Consider the following 15,637-nt stretch of genomic DNA (forward strand, 5'->3'; position numbering starts at 1 on the left):
AAACGCCCGGCGGGCAGACCTCACGGCGCGACGTTGACCGAAATCGCGACCCATCGCGTCGTGATGTCTTCAGATCCGACGACGTCGTTCATTGATCAGCATCTCCCTAGGTTGACGCCTGATGTCGTCACACAACGACGTCAGTCCATTCGACGGCGCCATGACACGGGCGCAACGCCCACGATGTCAAAGTTCGACGAACTTCCACAACCGGAAGAGTCATAGTAGAAAATTCCCACAACCTTAGGTATCTAACGGCGCGCGCGCGCGCGGCGGCGGCGGTTTCGGGTGGATGGCCTAGCTTTTCTTGGAAGTCTTCGCAAAGAACTGCGTCGGCTGGTGTTCAACGGCCTCACTGGCGCACTTCGGGCAACGCAGGCGAGCAGTCTCATGCTCGGCGACGTGTTCGATGTGCTCGAAAACCGCGCCGCACTTTGAGCAACGATATTGGTACGTAGGCATGGCATTTCTCCACCCGAGAGCGGGTTGGGAAAGTTCCATGAGGGAAGCGCCCCGCTCCTGGCGTCTCATCCTACGACGATGGCGCTTCCGTGGAAACACTTTCGGGACGTGGTGGAGGTCAGCGATTGGCCGTGACTGTCTGTTCGCCAGCGCCGACCGAGGTATGGAGCGTTCAAATTGCCTCGTCGAACTCATGCTCTCTGGCGAGGAGATGATTGTCATCCACAGCGGATGCACGCGACAATGGATGCCGTCACCAGTTCCTGCACCACCGATGAACCAAGCCGACCGGCCGTTTCCCCGCGCCGGGATCGCGGGCGTTCTGTCGGACGGTGCGCCCATTTGCGTCCCGCGGTGACCTATGACGCAACTCCCCACGGGCACGGTCACCTTTCTGTTCACCGACATCGAGGGCAGCACCAGGCTATGGCAGCACTTCCCCGATGCGATGGGATCCGCGTCTCTGGGATCACGCTGAGCCGTGTGTCGCGCATCCTGTCCGCTGGCCACGGCGACCAAGTGTTGTTGTCGTTGACGACGGCTGAGCTCGTGAGCGACCGCCTGCCCCGGGAGGTGACGTTGCGTGACTTGGGCGAGCATCTACTGAGGGATCTCGCGCAACCGCAAAGAATCTTTCAACTCGCGGCACCCGGGCTGTGCAGCGAGTTTCCGTCCCTCGGGGCACAGCGCGCGACACCGAACAACCTCCCCATCCCGCTCACCAGCTTCATCGGCCGTGAAGTTGAACTTGCCGCGATCCGTGAGCAGTTGCGTCTGACCAGGCTGCTCACCTTGTCGGGTCCGGGAGGTTCCGGCAAGACCAGGCTATCGATTCAGGTCGCCTCGTCGGTGGCCGATGCGTTCGTCGACGGGACACGGTTCGTGGAACTCGCGCCGGTGTCCGACCCAACGTTTCTGCCGAGTGCGGTTGCCCATGCCCTCGGGCTGCGTGAGGAGGGCGTGCGCAAGCCCGAAGATGTGCTAACGGATTTCCTGAAGGACAAGCAGGTCCTGCTGGTCATCGACAACTGCGAACACATGATCGAGGCAGTGGCGCGACTCGCCCAGCGGCTGCTGGCACGGTGTCCTGCGATCACGGTTCTCACCACCACCCGCGAGGCACTGGCCGTTCCAGGCGAGCTCGTATTTCAGGTCCGTCCCCTCACGATGCCTGAAGTCGGCGCCAGCCCGCTCGCCGAGCCCAAATCTCTGTTGCAATACGAATCAGTCCGGTTGTTTGTCGAGAGGGCGGCTGCGGCCCAGCCGTCCTTTGCAGCAGACAGGCAGAACCTGCCATCGGTTGCGGAGATCTGCATCCGGCTGGACGGCATACCGTTGGCGATCGAGCTGGCGGCAGCCCGCGCCAAGGTGCTCAGCGTCCATCAGATTCTTGCGCGCCTGAACGACCGATTCCGCTTGCTTACCGGAGGCAGCCGGACGGCCATGCCGCGCCAGCAGACGCTCCGGGCCGCGATCGACTGGAGCTTCGATCTTCTGCCAGCGCCCGAACGTGCACTGTTGAGGTGGCTCTCCGTGTTCGCGGGTGGCTGCACGCTGGTTGCCGCAGAGGCTGTTGCGTCGGGTGCGGAGATCGAGATCGACGTGCTGGAGGCACTGAGCCATCTGGTCAACAAGTCGCTGGTCGGCGTGCGGGAAGAGCGAGAGAAGGTGCGCTATCAGCTGCTCGAATCCGTTCGCCAGTACGCCGTTGAAAAGCTGGTCGAGGCGGGGGAATTGGATGTCGTTCGCGATCGCCATCTCGACCATTTCGTGGAGCTCGTCGAAGGTGCCGAACCGCGCTTGTATGGGGCAGGTCAGCTCGCTGCACTTCAGGCGATAGAGACGGAGGGTGACAACGTTCGTGCGGCGCTGGAATGGGCGGCCAGCGCTCACAGAACGCTGCCTGGGCTTCGATTGGCATCCCGCCTTGGACGATACTGGGCCATCCGCAGCGAATACAGCGAAGGCGTCTTTTGGCTACGTCGCGCGATGGCGGCGCCGAATGCCGCCGAGTACCCTGCCGACCATGCATGGGCGCCGTTCTTCCTGGGCTACATCTCCTTTTTCAAGGGGGACAGGTCCACGATGCAGCAGGCCTTGCATCAAGGCTTGGAGATGGCCCAAGCCTGCGGAGATCGCCGCTGCGAGGCGTATGCGCTCGACTTCTTGGGCGTGTCCGCAGTAGAGGAGCGGGACTTCGCACTGGCCGACCAGCGTTTCGCAGAGAGCCAGCGCCTGATGCGCGAAGTCGATGACCTCTGGGGCGTCGCCCTCACGCTTTGGCATATGGGGCAAAACAAGCACGAGGAACACAAGAATGAACTCGCGCTGGATTTGTGGAAGCAAGCGCTGGCGATATATCAATCGTTGGGCGACGGTTTTCGCACCGCTGTCCTGCTGCGCGTCATCGGCGTAGAGCAAGTGCGCACCGGCGATGTTGAAAGCGGCCTCGAACTGTTGCGTCAGTCACTGCGCATTGCCGTGGAGCGACGCGCGAAATATGAAATCGCGAATGCGCTTTGGGCGTTTGGCGAAGCCGCCGAGAAGGTCATGCAGGGGCACTTTGCGCGACCGCTCTTGCTCGGCGCCTGCGGTGTATATGACTCGATCGGCTCACTTCGGTCCGCGAGCGCCAACATGGTGGAGCTCGGCAGGGCCAGGCTTTGGTTCGATCGCCACAAGGAAGAGGTCGAGGCGGCCTTCGCGGAGGGGCGGATACCGAACATCGACGAGGCTATCGAACTGGCCATGGCATTCCAGCCGAATCTCACGCAGCCTGCGGCGTCGGCTTGATGTTGACGTTGAGGCTGAAGATGTTGTCCGGGTCGTATTCGGCCTTGATGCGTGCAAGGCGCTCGTACTTGGCCTCGCCGTACGAGGCGCGCACGCGGTCGTCGTCAACCTCCATCATGAAGTTCACGTAGCCGCCCGACCCCGTCGCATGTGGCCGCATCGCTTCCCAGAAATTGCGCACCCAGGTTCGATCGGCTTCGTACGACTCGCGGTCAAGGGCGGCGGCTCCGATGTTGAACACGTAGCTTGCAGATCGGCTTCCGCCAAAGGCCGTGTCGGCGTCGCCAGGGGTGCAGTAGGCGCCGGGCATGATGAACGTCGGGCAGAACGACAGCGGAGAGCTCTTCTTCGGCACGTGTTCGCCGATGACCGCGATCGCCGCGTCCGACAACTCGTCGAGGTAGAGGGCCTTCTCGTAGCCGAGCGTGCCCCAGGTGGCGCTTTCGTTGAACATCTGCTGGAGCGCGACGTAGGGAATCGGCGTGACCAATTCGAAAAGCGGCGTCACGGCCTCGCGGATCGGGGCCACGGCCTCGCGGTGCGCCTCGGCCGACCCGAAGCCCGCGACCAGCAGCGCATGCCCGGGCCGAAACCGATACTGTTCGGGCACGAATGGCGCGGGTGGCGCGCTCAAGCCGATCGCCAGGAAGGCGGTCGCGTCGGTGGGCAAGGTCTTGACGAATCCGCGGGCGAACTGCAAGGCCTCGGACCCGTTGTCGAGACCGAAGAAGAACAGCCCGAGGTTGACCAGAGGGCCCACGGGGTGAAGAGCAAATTCGAATGATGTGACGACGCCGAAGTTGCCACCGCCGCCCCGCAGCGCCCAGAATAGCTCGGGATTTTCTTCCGCTGACGCGCGGACGATGCGCGAGTCCGCAGTCACGACTTCAGCGGCCACGAGGTTGTCGCACGAGAGTCCGGCCATCTTGGTGAGCCACCCGATCCCGCCCCCGAGGGGGAGACCCGCGACGCCGGTGTGGCTGATGAAGCCGCCGGGAGTCGCCAGCCCGTGCAGCTGCGTCGCCGCGTCGATGTTCGCCCAGGTCGCGCCGCCGCCGCATACTGCCCGCCGGGCCGAAGGATCGACGATGACGCCGTTCATTGCGCCCAAGTGGATCATCAGGCCACCGATGCGTCATGCGCCCTCCGCTGAAGTCCTGCGAGTGGAGCACTTTACTCCGGCGCCGACGACGACCAGGCCAAGGCAATCGAGCGGCAGATTTCAAGCGCTGAAATCGACAGTGCCAGCCGACGCTGGCGCCCTGCAAGCTTCGGCGCAAGATTGGTAACACGCCGAAACGGTCGCCAGATAGTGAGACCAGCACGTGCTCCAGCTTGCAAAATCGCCTCACTGCAGGCAGTCCCCTCTAGTGACAACAATATGGCGCCAGACCTCGATCAGGACGACAGCAGAGCCGGCACGCTGGTTCTCGCGCTGCTGTCGCTGCTCGTGGGATGTGCCACGGGGCTCGTCTGCGCCGTATTCAGGCGCCTGCTTCAAGCGGCCGATGCGCTGCGAGGCGAGTACATTGCCTGGGCGCATCAGGAGGGGCTCGTCGGCTTTTTGCTCGTCGTCGCCAGCACCGCTGCGGCGACTGCGCTTGCCGCAGCGCTGGTGAGCAGGATTTCCCCGAATGCGGCAGGTAGCGGCATCCCTGAGGTCGAGGCGGCGATCAACGGCGGCGAACCGGGCCGACCCGTGCGCACCGCCATCGTCAAGTTCGTCGGCGGAGTGCTCGCCATCGGCTCCGGCCTCGCCCTCGGTCGCGAAGGGCCCAGTGTGCAGATGGGTCACTCGATCGCGGACCTGATCGGCCGGTTGTTCCGGCGCGGTCAGGTCGACGCCCGCGTGCTGTTCGCCGCGGGCGCGGGCGCGGGGCTCGCCACGGCCTTCAACGCCCCGATCGCCGGCGCTGTGTTCGTGCTGGAGGAACTGCTGCGGCGTTTCGACACGCGCACCGCAGCCGCGGCATTGGGCGCCTCGGCGGGCGCGATCGCTGTGGCGCGCGTGTTCGTGGGCGCGGAGCCGGATTTCGCCGTGCCGGCGCAAGCCTTCCCGGGCTTCGCGACGGTGCCGGTCCATGTGGCCCTCGGTGTCGTTGCAGCGCTCGCGGCTGCCGCCTACACGCGCGCCGTCATGGGCGCACTGGCGATGGCCGATCAGGCTGACGGGATTCCGGTAGCGGCTCGGGCGGCGTTGATCGGCGTCGGCGTCGGCCTCCTGGGTTGGCTGGCGCCCCAATGGGTCGGAGGCGGAGACGCGCTCACGCAGCAAGCGCTGCTCAACGCCGGATCCCTGTCCACCATCGGCCTGATCTTTGCATTCCGGTTCGCGTTCGGTCCGCTTTCCTATGCGGCCGGCACGCCCGGCGGCCTGTTCGCGCCGATGCTCGTCCTCGGCGCGCAGATCGGCCTCGTCTTCGGTCGGCTGTACGGGCAGTGGTTTCCGGACAGCGCGTCTCCGACCGCCTACGCCGTAGTCGGCCTGGCCGCATTCTTCACCGCAGTCGTCCGTGCGCCGCTGACGGGCATCTGCCTGGCCGTGGAGATGACGGGCAGCGTCAATTTGCTGCTGCCGATGCTGGCTGCCTGCTTTGGCGCCATGGTGGTGATGAACCTGCTCGGCATCCCGCCGATCTACGACCTGTTGCGCGAACGGGCCGAACGCAAACTGCGTACCGCCGGATAGAACGAGGGGTGGAAGCCTCCGCCGCGTGGCCGGGCCATTTCAAATCGGCAACGCGTCGATCCAAAGGTGATCGGGCTCGAGCCCATTTCGCCTGCGCTCCGCCATGGCCTCATAGGCGGCCTCGATGTGGCGAGCGAAGCGCGGCGTGTCGAAGAGCGGCAACCGGTCGCGGTCCACGCGCAGGCGATCGCGCAGGCCTGCCAGTTCATCCGGGTTGTTTGCGAGTCTTCGTGCCGCCGCTTCGTAGTCGGCCACGCTGTGCGTGACCAGCTCATCCAGGCCAGCCGCATGCAGCAGGCTGGACGCCACGCGTGCCGGGAAGGTGCTCCCTGCCAAAGTCAGCACCGGCAGGCCAGCCCAGAGTGCATCGCTGCAGGTGGTGTGCGCATTGCAGTGGAAGGTATCGAGGAACAGGTCGGCATGGGCGTGGCGCGCCAGGTGATCGGCCAGGGGCGCTCGGCTTGCCCAGACGATGCGCTCGGACGCCACGCCGCGCGCCTTCGCCTCGGCGGCGACCTCGGCCTGCATGCGCTCGCTGCCCGCCAGCAGCCACAGCACGCTGGAAGGCACATCGCGCAGCAGGCGCATCCAGACGTCGAATACGTCGGGCGTGAGCTTGAAGCTGTTGTTGAAACAGGCAAAGACGAAGCCTTGCGCCGGAAGGCCCATGGCTTCTCGGGAAGGCACGTCTCCTGCGATTCGCTTGGTGTTGTCGTTCGCCTGGTAGCTTTCGGGTAGCCGCACCACTTTCTCGGTGTAGTGCGCCTCCTCGCCGCTGCGTATCAGGCGCGGATCGGCGATCAGGTAGTCCATGTAGGTGCAACCCATCGTCCCGGGGAAGCCGAGGTAGTTGACCTGCAGCGGCGCCGCGCGACGGGCGAAGATGCCGGCCCGAAAACCCTGCGTGAAGCCGTTGAGATCGACAGCGATATCGATGCCCGCCTCGCGTGCCATGTCGGCGATCTCGGCGTCGCTGTGATCGCCGACCTCGACGAAATGATCGAAGGCCTCGCTGACCCGGCGACCCAGTTCGTCGCCTTCGCCGCGGTCGAGCGAATAGCCGAACCACTCGAAGCGCGTGTGGTCGTGGCATTCGAAAAGCCGGACCATGAGTTGCGATGTCGCGTGGTTCCGGAAGTCGGAGGAGAAGTAGGCAATGCGAAGCTTTCGGCTGGCGTCACCAGGCGGCGCACTCGCCGCTGCCGACTCGTCGTCGTCGCGCGCCGGATACCTGCTCTCGGCGAAGGTTCGCGCGCAGGCCTGCAGCGTCGCAGCATCCGCCGGAGTTCCCATCAACGAGAACGGGGTCGCGACTCGTTCGCCCTGCCCGACCCGCACCAACAACTCCTGCGTGTCGCGTTCCCAGTCCTGCCAGATGCACTCGTGCATGCGCAGATGCAGCAGGTGGCCGGGCAGGTAGTCGCTGTCCGGTGCCACTTTCGCCAACGCCTCGTAGGCCGCCAGCGCCTCCGGATAGCGCCGCATCGCAAGCAGGCTGGTGGCGTGATCCTCCAGGACGGCGACGTTGCCGGGGTCCAGGGCCAGCGCGCGGTCGTAGCTCTGCAGCGCTTCGAGCCCGCGGCCGAGGCGAGTGAGTACCGAGCCGCGATCGCTCCAGGCGCCGGCACGATCCGGTTCCAGCGCCAGGGCGCGGTCGTAGCAATCCAGCGCTTCGTTGAAATGCTCCAAACCGGTCAAGGCATTCGCGAGGTTGTGCAACAGCAACGGCGAACGCGGATTCTTGCGCTCGGCGCGGCGAAACGCGGCCACGGCGCGCTCGTCCTCGTGCAAAGCGGCATAGGCGACACCGAGTTCGTGGAGCGCTTCGAAGTAGTCGCCGCCGACTTTGAGCGAGCGTTCGAATGAAGTCGTCGCCTCGCGCGCCCGGCCGCTCTGGAGCTGCACACGACCGAGATAGAACAAGCACTCCGGCGAGCACTTGGACAGCTGGGCGGCCTTCGTCAGGTATTCCTCGCAAGCTTCCGTCTCGCCGCGGTTGCCGCAGATGTAGGCCAGCAGTTCGTAGGCCTTGGACGGTGGGTTCGGCTTGGCTACGATCTGGCGCAGCAGCGGTTCTGCGCTCTTGATTTGGCCGGCGCGGAAGTAGCGCTCGGCCCATGCGATCTGGACGTCCATGGGGTCGCGAGTCTATGGGGATTCGATTTGAACGCCAAGCGTAGAATCGCGCCACCCAGGCTGAGCTTCTCGACGACGCATGCTTCAAAAGCCATTGCTTACCCGCATCCCCAGGATATTGCATCAGACCAATGCCCATGCCGCGCTTCCCGCGGAGCTGGCCGAGCACGTCCGGAAGCTTCAGGTTCAGAACCCGGGCTGGCGCTACGAGTTCTACGATGACAACGCCTGCGTCGATTTCATCCGCAAGAACTACGACCCGCGAATCCAGAAGGCGTATGACAGGATCAATCCCCGGTACGGGGCTGCGCGGGCGGACTTCTTTCGCTATCTGTTGATCTACAGGGTGGGCGGCGTCTACCTGGACCTCAAGAGCGGCTTGACCAAGAGGCTCGACGACATCGTTTCAAGTCACGAGTATCTGCTTTCGCACTGGGACAACGGGCCGGATGGAACGCATCCCGGATGGGGCGGGCACTTCTCGAACTTCCCGCAAGGCGAGTTCCAGAACTGGTATGTGGCCGCTGCGCCCCGCCACGTCATTCTCAGAGCCGTCATCGAACACGTGCTGAACAACATCGAGAACTACACGGTCGAACGGTTCGGCGTAGGCCCCGAAGGGGTCTTCTACACGACCGGTCCGGTTGCCTACACCGAGGCCATCGTGCCTTTGCTCAAGAGCGCGAACTACCATCTCGAGAGGACGAACTACAAGATGGGGTTCATCTTCAATGCGCTGGGGCCTCAGTACAGGAAACTGGTGTACGAATCGCGGCCCCACTACTCGGCACTCGACGAACCGGTCGTCCTGCCGGGCTGAAGCGACTCCGCGTGTTCTGACTCAGCCGCGTCGATGCGCGGACACGCGCTGCAGCAACTCGAAGAGCAAAGCACTTTCGCCTGGCGTCAGATGGCCCAGAAGTTCCTTCTCCATCGACAGGGCGACCGCCTCCGCCTTCTTGACCAGGTCGGAGCCCTTGCGGGTCAGCCGCACATGCTGCGAGCGCCGATCGACTTCGCTGCGGCTGCGACTCAGCAAGCCGCGGGCCTCCAGCCGGTCGAGCGTCACCGTGAGGTAGGGCACTGACACGGCGAGCGCGCGCGCCAGCTGTTTCGGGGCGACATCGCGGTTCGAGTCGACCAGCACGAGCAGCGAATATTCGACCCGCCGGAGATCGAATGGCTCCCCCACGTGCTTGAGGAACAGGTTGGTCGTGGGGATCGCTGCCTGCACGAGGCTGTAGCCGAGAAGCCGGCGCATGCGCTCGTCCTCCAGACCGCCGCGAGGGGAATGCACGGCGGGCTCGTGCGTAGGGGTTGAGGTGCGTGCCGTCATGTCGGCGGCCAGTGTAGCGGCCGCCTTCTGCCGGTCATGCCGGCACGCAGGAGCGCTTCAGGGCGTGCAGACGTAGTTGGCCGGATCGTTCTGCGCTGCCAGCGCAGTCTGCGAAGTGCCTGTCGCGCCGGTGTACTTCGCGTACTGCGGATAGGGGCACAGCGGCCGTACCCGGGTCGTCGCCCCTGTCGGCAGCGTCCAGCCGAACTGGGCCGGTGTCGTGGTGCTGGAACGCGCGATCAGCCGGTCCGGCGCCTGTCCTTTTTCGACCCAGTTCACGACCGCCGTGAAGGCCGGAAACGAATCGGTTGCCGGACCGCCGCTGCAATGGTTCATGCCGGGGACGGCAAAGAGCCGTGCGAAGTCCTTGACCGTGCCGTTCGCGGCCGTCTGGCTCAGCGCGCTGTACCAGTTGGCCGTGTAGTTGAACGAGAACACCGGATCGCTGGTGCCGTGGTAGACGATCAGCTTGCCGCCCTTGTTCTTGAAAGTGGACAGGTCGGTCGAATGGGTGCCCATGAAGTCATAGGCCGATGTGCCGTAGATGCCGCTGGTGGTGGTGATCTTCGGTGCATCGTTGTCCCAGTCGAAATTCAACTGGTATTGCACCAGCGAATTCGCGGTCGACAGGCCTTGCGTGGGCGGCGTGGTGAAGACCAGCGGACCGGCGCCACCGCCGAGCGTCACGTTGATCGCGCCATTCACGCCCGGTGCGCCGAAGCCGGGGATCCCCACCTTCCAGATCAGCCAGCCCGTTGCGCCGATCCCTGCGTCCCACGGCCAGTCCGCGTAGAGCGCGGTGCCGGCGCTGTTCTTCGGGCCGCCCATGACCTTTTGCATGGCCGTGACCTGCGCCGGGACGAGGCAGTCCGCCGGCGCGCCCGTGGCGCCGCAGGCCAGCGTGCTGACGTCGAAGTTGCATGACTTGTTGATCATGCCGTCGACCAGGCCGTCGTCGGCATCGCATTTGGCGAGGATCGCCGTCTGCATGGCCTTCCATTGCGGCATCGTGAAGGCCGCGGAGAGAAGCGGCGTGGTGCCGGCCCCTGGGCCGGCGCTCTCGAACAATTGCTGTGCGGCCGCTGCCGCACCGAACTGCTGGGTGTCCCAGGCTTCCGCCAGCCACGCCTTGGGCAGATCGGAGCCGGGGTCGCCGGCCACGACGCCGTCGAACTCGTCGCCGAAGCGCTGCGACACCATCATGGCTTCGCGCCCGCCCTCGGAGCAGCCCATGAAATAGGCGTAGTCCTGCTTCTTGCCGTAATAGCGCGTGATCAATTGGTTGGCGAGCTGCTTGGTCTGGCCGATGGCGTTGTAGCCGAAGTCCAGGCGCGCCTGCGGATCGAGGCCGAAGGCCGAACTGCCGGCGTTGTTCGGGTCGCTGTTGACGCTGTCGCTGTGCCCGCTGTCGTCCGATACGGTCGCGTAGCCGGAAAGCAGCGGATTGACCGCCTCGCCATTGGTGATGACGCCCGTCGTGTTGGGGATGGATCCATCCGTTCCGCCGCCGCCGCTGAAGAAGAGGCGGCTGTTCCACGTGCTGGGCAGGTTGATCTGGAAACCGATCGCATAGGTGGTCTGCGCGTCGGTCTGGCCGGCGGCCTTGAAGCCCGTCCGGCCGCCGTTGATGGTGCCGACCACGGCGCAATAGGTCTGCGGATTGCCGTTCGCGTCGGTGGCGGTGGTCTTCGACAGCGTGGCGGACGTGATGCTCACCTTGCGACCGGTCGCCGACATTTCGGACGCCAGCGTCGCCACCGCAGCGCAGCCGGCCGCGGCGTCGGGGTTGTTGAGGAGCGGGGGTTGCGCCGATGCGGAAGGCGCCGGAGGAGCGGCTGGCGCGGGCGCGGGGGCAGGGGCGGGGGCGGGGGCGCTTGCGATCGGCAACGAAAATCCGCCGCCCCCGCCGCCGCAACCGCTCACAGCGGCAGCGGACAGGGCACCCGCAATCAAGACCTTCAACGTGGCGTGGGACTCCATGATGTCTCCTGTTGTTAACTATTCTTTGCAGCGATTCCTCGCTGTTCGCGCCGCGCTTTGCTTGTTGCGTGGGCAACGAAACGGGCAGCGCGAGAAGCGCAGAATAGTTATTTAAATTAACGAATTGCTCGGGACATACCCGTATCGAGACCGGGCCCGGCCTCGCGCCGCATCCCCAATCCGTAGGATGTCGATGACGCGCCATGCAGACAGACTCGCGCCTCCAATACGAGGAGCTTGTCGATGGAGTTCGTTCACCTGATCTGGCTTGGCGCCAGCCTGATCGCCGTGTCGGCGGGGTGGGTCTGGATGGCATGGCGCGGCGGAAGGCACCTGAACGACCGGATGACCGAGCAGGTGTCTCGCTCGGCCGCCCTGGCGCGGGAATGCGCCACGACCCTGGGCTTCGACACGGCCTCGGGTTCCTTGTCCGGCCGCTGACCGCCAGCCTCCCCCTTCGGTGGTATTCCCCCGCCGCAGTGTCGCCCGGACAATGCGGCGATGCTGCTCTACGCGATCCTCGTGCTGCTTCAGCGCCTGGCCTGGCCGCCGGCCTGGCTGCTGCTGATCATGGGCTGGATCGTGCTGACCTCCGAAGTGGTGGTCCTGCTGCGGGCGCCCTGAACAGCCGTCTCAGCGATCCACCCCGCCGAACACGCGCCAGGCGGCCACCTTGCGATGGAAGCCCTTGAGCTCGATCTCGCCGACCGCCTCGATCGACCATTCGGCCTCGAGCGCCATGTCGTGCAAGGCCGCCTTGATGCGTTGAGAGACCAGGATCTCGCCACCCGCCGCTTCACCGCAAAGGCGGGCCGCCAGGTTGGTGACGGTGCCGATGGCGCCGTAGTCGATGCGGCCGTCGAAGCCGATGCCGCCCAGCGTGGCGAAGCCCTGCGCGATGCCGATGCCCATGTGCAGGTCGTACCCGCGCCGGCGCCATTGCCCGCTGAGGGCCGCCATCTCGCGTTGCATCTGGACCGCCATCCGCAAGGCCCTGGCGGGCGCGTCGTCCATGGGCTGCGGATCGTTGAAGAAGATCATCATGCCGTCGCCCGAGAAGCGCTCCAGCGTGCCTTGATGGTCGAGCACCAGCCGGCCCATCGCAGCATGGTATTGCGCCAGCACCGCCATCACTTCCTCGGGATCGGCGGTCTCGGTGAAGGCGGTGAAGCCGCGCAGGTCCAGGAAGACGACGGTGATCTCGCGCCGGTGGCTCTTGAGCGGATCGTCGGTGCCGCCGGCGATGATCGCCTGCGCCAGCTGGGGCGAGAAGAATCGCTTGAGCTGGCCCACGCGCTCCAGTTGCTGCACGCTTTCCGCGACGCGCTGCTCGAGCGTGCGGTTCCAGGCCAGCAGTTCGGCCCGCTGCCGCTGGACCTCGTCGTACAGCGTCTTCACGCGCAGCAGGGAACGCACGCGGGCCAGCAATTCGGCCTGATGGATGGGCTTGCTCAGGAAGTCGTCGGCCCCGGCGTTCAGGCCGTTCAGGCGCTCCTGCTCGGGGTTCAGCGCCGTCACCAGCACCACCGGCAGCACCGCCTGGGCCGGGTCGGCGCGGATGGCACGGCAGACGTCATAGCCGTTCATGCCCGGCATCATCACGTCCAGCAGCACCAGGTCGGGCGGGTCGTCGGCAATGCGCGCCAGGGCCTCTTCGCCCGAGGCGGCCGTGCTGGTCCGATAGCCGCGCGCGGTCAGGATGTCCGCGAGCAGCCGGACGTTCTTGTCGACATCGTCGACCACCAGGATATGGGCGTTCGCTTGTGCATTCATTCGACGGCCTCGCGTGTCATCAGCGGCAAAACGAAGGTGAAGGTGGCGCCTTCGCCCAGGCGGCTGTCGAGCGCCAGCGTGCCGCCATGGAGCTCGACGAAACGCCGCGCAAGCGACAGGCCCAGGCCGGTGCCCTCGGCCTTGCGCAAGTAGTCGTCGCCGGCCTGGCGAAACTCGTCGAACACCCATTCATGGTCTTCGGGCGCGATGCCGACGCCGGTGTCGGCGACGCTCACCTCGGCCATGGCGTGGCCGTCGGCGCCCTCGATGCGCCGCGCCATGAGCCGCACCTGGCCGCCGGCCGGCGTGAACTTGACCGCGTTCGACAGCAGGTTCACCACCACCTGCTTGACCTTGCGCGCATCCGCGACCCATTCGGCGAGTCCGTCGCCGACTTCGAGCGACAGCCAGAGGCCGCTGCGCTGCGCGCGTTCGCGCACCAGCGTCAGGGCGTTCTCCAGCAGCAGGCCGAGGTCGAAGCAGCTCAGGTCCAGCTCCATCCGTCCGGCCTCGATCTTCGACAGATCCAGCACGTCGTTGATCAGGGTCAGCAGGTGCTGCCCGGACGAATGGATGTCGCGCAGGTATTCCATCTGCTTGTCATTGACGGCGCCGAAGGTCCGCTCGGTCAGCACCTCGGAGAAACCGATGATGGCGTTCAGGGGCGTGCGCAGCTCGTGCGACATGTTGGCCAGGAACTCCGACTTGTGCTGGTTGGCCACTTCGATCTGGCGGCTCTTCTCCTCGATCTCGCGGAACAGCCACGCGTTCTCGATCGCGATCACCGCCTGGTCGGCGAAGGTCTCGACCAGCCTGACCTCGGCATTCGAGAACGGCTGGACCTGCCGGCGCATCACGGCGATGACGCCGGCCGATGCGCCGTCGCGCACCATCGGAACGGCCAGCACGGTCCGGAATCCGTGGCGGCTCTGGGGTTCGCGCGAATCCGGATACTCCGCATCGAACAGCCGGGTGACGTCCTGCACATGGACAGTCCGGCGCTCGGCAAAAGCGCGGCCGACCACCGATCCGCGGGTCAGCGGCAGGACCTCGTCGCGGCCCGCCACGGCCTCGTCGCCCCGCACGCCCAGGTAGCCGGTCATGGAGCGGAGGTGGTCTTCCTCCGGCAGCCAGATCCTGCACCCATAGGCGCGGCAAAGCGCCGCCGAACGCTCGGCCACGGCCTGCAGGACTGGTTGCAGGTCGGTCGGGGAGCGGCTGATCACGCGCAGGATCTCGGCTGTGGCGGTCTGGTGCTCGAGCGCTGCGCTCAGCTCGGCGGTGCGCTGCTCGACCTTGCGCTCCAGCTCGCCGTAGGACTCGCGCAGCTGGGCCGACATGCGATTGAACTGGTGGGCCAGGCCTTCCAGCTCGTCGCCGGTGCTGACCTCGATCTGCTGGTTGAGGTCGCCCTGGCCGATGCGCCGCGCGCCGCGCGCCAAGGTGCGGATCGGCCGCACCATGCTGCGCGCCAGCAGCGACGCCGCCAGTGCCGAGATCGCCAGCCCCGCCAGCAGCAGCACCGCGGCGCGCAGGAACGAGTCGTTGAGCTTGGCGTAGACCTCGCCGATCGGCTGCTCGACGAACACCTTCCAGCCCAGCGGCTGGATCGGCGCCATCGAGGTCAGGACCGAGGCGCCCTGCAGGTCGCGCGACACCATCGCCTGGCCCTGCGGCACACCGCCGGCCGCCGCCTGCACATGCGGCAATGCGGCCAGGCTGGTCTTGCGCAGCACCAGGCCGATGTCGGGGTCGGCCACCAGCAGGCCGTTGCTGTCGACCACGTAGGCCTTGCCCGCTTCGCCGATGTGGATGCGCGAGACCACCTCCCAGATGAACTTCAGGTTGAGCTCGGCAATCGTGACCGGCCCCTTGGGCCCGCCGGAGCGGATCGCGACCGCCATGTAGGGCTCGGTGCCGCGGTTGAAGTACACCGGGCCGAACCAGGGCGCGTCGGGCAGGGCGCCCCGGAAGGCGGCCTCCGACGCCCGGTTGCGGCCGGAGCCCAGCACGTCCATGCCGACCCGCGAGACCTCGATCTGCTCGCGCCCGGTGCTGTCGAGCAGCGCGATGTCGGTGACCTCGGGCGCCTGGCGCAGCAGCCGCCAGAATTCCGCCCGCCGGGACTCCAGGTCCGAGGCCTCGAGCTGGGCCAGCGAGGCGTAGGCCAGCTGCTCCGACACCTGCTGCACGTACTGCTCGATGCGCGACGCCGCACCCAGCGCTTTTTCATGCTGCAGGCTGGCGAGGGCCGACTTGTTCTCCTGGTAGGAAAAATAGAGGCTGATGGCGCTCGATGCCAGCAGCACCGTGGTCACCAGCGACAGGATCAGCAGCAGGTACTTGCGGAACAGGCGGCCCCGGTGGACGTCGCGCGTGCCCGGCGGCAAATGGGCCGAGCGCCGGCTGTGGGCCGTCGAGGCAAGCTCGCCCGAGAGCGAGGCGGGAAACGAATCCGGGGCCGTCAT

The 15,637-nt window shown here is 66.0% G+C and carries 13 protein-coding genes; 6 read left to right on the forward strand and 7 right to left on the reverse strand.

From position 1 onward, the window contains the following. The coding region (locus QTI17_RS32010) for a hypothetical protein (protein WP_286537944.1) at window positions 1-225 on the forward strand (225 nt) is incomplete at its 5' end. A 72-nt stretch (window positions 226-297) separates the two neighbouring features. Here QTI17_RS32010 and QTI17_RS35275 read toward each other — a convergent pair. After that, a complete protein-coding gene (locus QTI17_RS35275) occupies window positions 298-870 on the reverse strand; it encodes an FmdB family zinc ribbon protein (RefSeq protein ID WP_503011152.1) in 573 nt (190 codons plus the stop codon). An 18-nt stretch (window positions 871-888) separates the two neighbouring features. On the opposite strand from QTI17_RS35275, the gene QTI17_RS32020 reads away from it, so the two are divergent. Then, complete coding sequence (locus QTI17_RS32020; protein WP_286537946.1) at window positions 889-3,255, forward strand: ATP-binding protein; 2,367 nt, start codon at window positions 889-891, stop codon at window positions 3,253-3,255. Here QTI17_RS32020 and QTI17_RS32025 read toward each other — a convergent pair. Continuing rightward, window positions 3,230-4,375: an FAD-binding oxidoreductase gene (locus tag QTI17_RS32025; RefSeq protein WP_286537947.1), complete on the reverse strand. Its 1,146-nt coding sequence runs from the start codon at window positions 4,373-4,375 to the stop codon at window positions 3,230-3,232. The two genes, QTI17_RS32020 and QTI17_RS32025, sit on opposite strands and share 26 nt — an antisense overlap. Before the next feature lie 261 nt (window positions 4,376-4,636). On the opposite strand from QTI17_RS32025, the gene QTI17_RS32030 reads away from it, so the two are divergent. Next, window positions 4,637-5,944 (forward strand): ClC family H(+)/Cl(-) exchange transporter, encoded by a 1,308-nt coding sequence (locus QTI17_RS32030; protein WP_286537948.1) that lies wholly within the window; start codon window positions 4,637-4,639, stop codon window positions 5,942-5,944. Between the two features lie 39 nt (window positions 5,945-5,983). Here the strand turns inward: QTI17_RS32030 and QTI17_RS32035 are convergent, their stop codons facing one another. Next, on the reverse strand, window positions 5,984-8,080 hold the full coding sequence (locus QTI17_RS32035; protein ID WP_286537949.1) for a tetratricopeptide repeat protein: 2,097 nt from the start codon (window positions 8,078-8,080) through the stop codon (window positions 5,984-5,986). 79 nt (window positions 8,081-8,159) lie between these two features. Here QTI17_RS32035 and QTI17_RS32040 point away from each other — a divergent pair, with 79 nt between their 5' ends. After that, entirely contained in the window at window positions 8,160-8,900 is a 741-nt protein-coding gene (locus QTI17_RS32040; protein ID WP_286537951.1) for a glycosyltransferase family 32 protein, read from the forward strand. A 21-nt stretch (window positions 8,901-8,921) separates the two neighbouring features. On the opposite strand, the gene QTI17_RS32045 is transcribed toward QTI17_RS32040, so the two are convergent. Continuing rightward, a complete protein-coding gene (locus tag QTI17_RS32045; RefSeq protein ID WP_286537952.1) occupies window positions 8,922-9,416 on the reverse strand; it encodes a MarR family winged helix-turn-helix transcriptional regulator in 495 nt (164 codons plus the stop codon). Between the two features lie 57 nt (window positions 9,417-9,473). Next, window positions 9,474-11,153 carry a tannase/feruloyl esterase family alpha/beta hydrolase gene (locus QTI17_RS32050; RefSeq protein WP_286537953.1) on the reverse strand — a complete coding sequence of 560 codons (1,680 nt, stop codon included), beginning with the start codon at window positions 11,151-11,153 and terminating at the stop codon, window positions 9,474-9,476. A 486-nt stretch (window positions 11,154-11,639) separates the two neighbouring features. On the opposite strand from QTI17_RS32050, the gene QTI17_RS32055 reads away from it, so the two are divergent. Continuing rightward, window positions 11,640-11,837, forward strand: coding sequence for a hypothetical protein (locus QTI17_RS32055; RefSeq protein WP_286537955.1), 198 nt, complete (start codon window positions 11,640-11,642; stop codon window positions 11,835-11,837). Between the two features lie 60 nt (window positions 11,838-11,897). Beyond that, window positions 11,898-12,020 carry a hypothetical protein gene (locus tag QTI17_RS32060; RefSeq protein ID WP_286523703.1) on the forward strand — a complete coding sequence of 41 codons (123 nt, stop codon included), beginning with the start codon at window positions 11,898-11,900 and terminating at the stop codon, window positions 12,018-12,020. A gap of 9 nt (window positions 12,021-12,029) precedes the next feature. Here the strand turns inward: QTI17_RS32060 and QTI17_RS32065 are convergent, their stop codons facing one another. Continuing rightward, window positions 12,030-13,169, reverse strand: coding sequence for an adenylate/guanylate cyclase domain-containing protein (locus QTI17_RS32065; RefSeq protein ID WP_286537958.1), 1,140 nt, complete (start codon window positions 13,167-13,169; stop codon window positions 12,030-12,032). Further along, window positions 13,166-15,637 (reverse strand): sensor histidine kinase, encoded by a 2,472-nt coding sequence (locus tag QTI17_RS32070; protein WP_286537961.1) that lies wholly within the window; start codon window positions 15,635-15,637, stop codon window positions 13,166-13,168. Before QTI17_RS32070 ends, QTI17_RS32065 begins: the two co-directional genes overlap by 4 nt.

The sequence above is a fragment of the Variovorax sp. J31P179 genome, assembly GCF_030316985.1.
Lineage (GTDB): Bacteria > Pseudomonadota > Gammaproteobacteria > Burkholderiales > Burkholderiaceae_C > Variovorax > Variovorax ginsengisoli_B.

Bases quoted from the DNA above. Each gene is read 5' to 3' on its own strand.
- QTI17_RS32030 (WP_286537948.1), top strand. From the start codon at position 4,637: ATGGCGCCAGACCTCGATCAGGACGACAGCAGAGCCGGCACGCTGGTT.
- QTI17_RS32045 (WP_286537952.1), bottom strand. From the start codon at position 9,416: ATGACGGCACGCACCTCAACCCCTACGCACGAGCCCGCCGTGCATTCC.
- QTI17_RS32060 (WP_286523703.1), top strand. From the start codon at position 11,898: ATGCTGCTCTACGCGATCCTCGTGCTGCTTCAGCGCCTGGCCTGGCCG.
- QTI17_RS32040 (WP_286537951.1), top strand. From the start codon at position 8,160: ATGCTTCAAAAGCCATTGCTTACCCGCATCCCCAGGATATTGCATCAG.
- QTI17_RS32055 (WP_286537955.1), top strand. From the start codon at position 11,640: ATGGAGTTCGTTCACCTGATCTGGCTTGGCGCCAGCCTGATCGCCGTG.
- QTI17_RS32065 (WP_286537958.1), bottom strand. From the start codon at position 13,169: ATGAATGCACAAGCGAACGCCCATATCCTGGTGGTCGACGATGTCGAC.
- QTI17_RS35275 (WP_503011152.1), bottom strand. From the start codon at position 870: ATGTCGGTGAACAGAAAGGTGACCGTGCCCGTGGGGAGTTGCGTCATA.
- QTI17_RS32020 (WP_286537946.1), top strand. From the start codon at position 889: ATGGCAGCACTTCCCCGATGCGATGGGATCCGCGTCTCTGGGATCACG.
- QTI17_RS32050 (WP_286537953.1), bottom strand. From the start codon at position 11,153: ATGTCGGCGACCGGTCGCAAGGTGAGCATCACGTCCGCCACGCTGTCG.
- QTI17_RS32025 (WP_286537947.1), bottom strand. From the start codon at position 4,375: ATGATCCACTTGGGCGCAATGAACGGCGTCATCGTCGATCCTTCGGCC.
- QTI17_RS32035 (WP_286537949.1), bottom strand. From the start codon at position 8,080: ATGGACGTCCAGATCGCATGGGCCGAGCGCTACTTCCGCGCCGGCCAA.
- QTI17_RS32070 (WP_286537961.1), bottom strand. From the start codon at position 15,637: ATGACGGCCCCGGATTCGTTTCCCGCCTCGCTCTCGGGCGAGCTTGCC.